The sequence below is a fragment of the Galactobacter valiniphilus genome, assembly GCF_003575975.1.
In the GTDB taxonomy this organism is placed as follows: domain Bacteria; phylum Actinomycetota; class Actinomycetes; order Actinomycetales; family Micrococcaceae; genus Galactobacter; species Galactobacter valiniphilus.
On record NZ_QQXK01000061.1, the window covers coordinates 1 to 1,801 of the forward strand.

Genomic DNA, 1,801 nt, shown 5'->3' on the forward strand with positions numbered 1-1,801 from the left:
GCGGGCTGCGTTCCTGGCCTACTTCACGACCGGACGATCATCGAACGGCGGAACTGAGGCCGTGAACGGGATCATCGAGCTTCACCGCCGCCTCGCCCGCGGCTTCCGCAACCGCGGCAACTACCGGCTCCGCATGCTCCTCGCCGCCGGCGGCCTCACCCCATGACCCCCCACCGGATGTCCGAAGAGCCGGATTGAGCGACATTCGGCACTCCGATCCCAGTTGGGATGCACCGGTGGACACTACAGAGACGGGCCCCGCCCTCTCCACCCGTCATGGGTGAAGAGGGCGGGGCCCTCGTGCGTGAACCCGGCCCCCCGGGCACCGATGGGGCGGACGGAGCCCAAGCCGGCCAGCCGCCGTCGTGCCCCCACACAGCCTGACTCAGCATTGGGGTGGCTTCCGCACGCTCCCAGGCCCGGAACCGTTCCGTAGCCACTCCGATCAGGGATCGGGCAGCAGCGGTCGACTCAGGCGCGCGCCGAAGACATGACACGTGTCAGTTCCCCGTGCGGGAGGCCGGTTCTAACGTGGCTGCATGGACGGTTTCTGGCACTTCTCGGGTAGCTTCTGGTGGCTCGTGTTCCCGTTCGGCGCCGCGTCCGCTGGACTCATCGGCCGAGCCTGGAAGGAGATCAACAAGTCCTCGAGGGAGCGGCACGAACGCAGTATGGAGCGGCTCCGCTTACGTCAGCGCATTGAGGCGAGCACGACCGGTGCGATGAACGCCGTCCTGGACGCGACCATCCTCAGCTCGGCAACTGACCATGGCGCCGCAGCCAGGGTTGCCGCCTTGGACCGCATCATGGCCGAGCATGACTCAGTCAATACGCGTTGGCTCGACTACGAGCTCGACGTCACCAAGCTCATCGATTTCCCGCTCATGACCGATGTGAGGGAGCCGCTCACGGTGGGTTACCTGAAGGCGAAGCGGCTGGCCGACTCCCTGCGTCCGGCCGATGAGCAACTGGAGACCCTGGGCGAGGCAGCCATCGAACGCTATCGAGGCGCCGTGACCGACTACCGGGTGAGCTTCGACATCGCCGAGGCGGAGGCTCACCGTGTGAAGGACAGGGACTTCAGCGAGGGGGAGCGCGAACGACTCGAGCTGGCCCGTCAGCTCATCACCCTCTCGGTGGATCGCGCGGCCACTCCGGCGGAGCGTCAGCGGGCCTACACCAGGGCACGGCGCGAACTCGACGGCCTCCTGTCCCTCTCCGCGGACACCGTGCGCAGCATGGAAGAGCGAACCCAACAAGCGATCGTGCCGGTGCCGCCGGCTCACGGCCCCGCCGGGCAGGGGAGGTAGAGTGACCGCGATCGTCCGCACGCGTCAAGCCACCAGGGGTGCAGCAGAGGCAGCACGCCAACCGTGTGAGCGGGGTCGCGGAACCAAGTGCGGCACCCGGCGGCGCTGCATGGGCGGGCGAGGCGCGTACAGGCCCGGAATCTCGGGGAGATCGCGTCCAGCTGACGGGGAGGTGCCCCCGATTTGGAGTGTGGGCAGAACTCGTGTAAGATTTTCTCTTGTCGCCGCAACGAGTTCGACTAGATCGAAACGGATGCGAAGACCAGAAATTCCCAGTGATTCCGCGGATTTTCCGCTGCGTCCTGGAGGGTTCAGAAGCTTCATTGTAGTGATCCTGGTTGTTTGGGCTGGGGGTAGCTGGTGGGGTGTTCGTTGTTTGAGAACTCAATAGTGTGCCAAGTTTGTTGACACCGTTTTTTATTTGAAATGGTGTTGCTTGCCGTCCTCACCCCGTGAGGGCGATGTGAGCGATAGCCATGGAACAAATTGAT

Annotated in this window: 2 protein-coding genes; both read left to right on the forward strand. The window is 64.9% G+C overall.

Annotated elements, in window-relative coordinates; genetic code table 11:
• The coding region (locus tag DWB68_RS15660) for a transposase (protein ID WP_147391720.1) at positions 1 to 166 on the forward strand (166 nt) is incomplete at its 5' end.
• Positions 167 to 539: 373 nt separating this feature from the next.
• Positions 540 to 1,310 (forward strand): hypothetical protein, encoded by a 771-nt coding sequence (locus tag DWB68_RS15665; RefSeq protein ID WP_119426041.1) that lies wholly within the window; start codon positions 540 to 542, stop codon positions 1,308 to 1,310.
• Positions 1,311 to 1,801 lie beyond the last annotated feature (491 nt).

Bases quoted from the DNA above. Each gene is read 5' to 3' on its own strand.
- DWB68_RS15665 (WP_119426041.1), top strand. From the start codon at position 540: ATGGACGGTTTCTGGCACTTCTCGGGTAGCTTCTGGTGGCTCGTGTTC.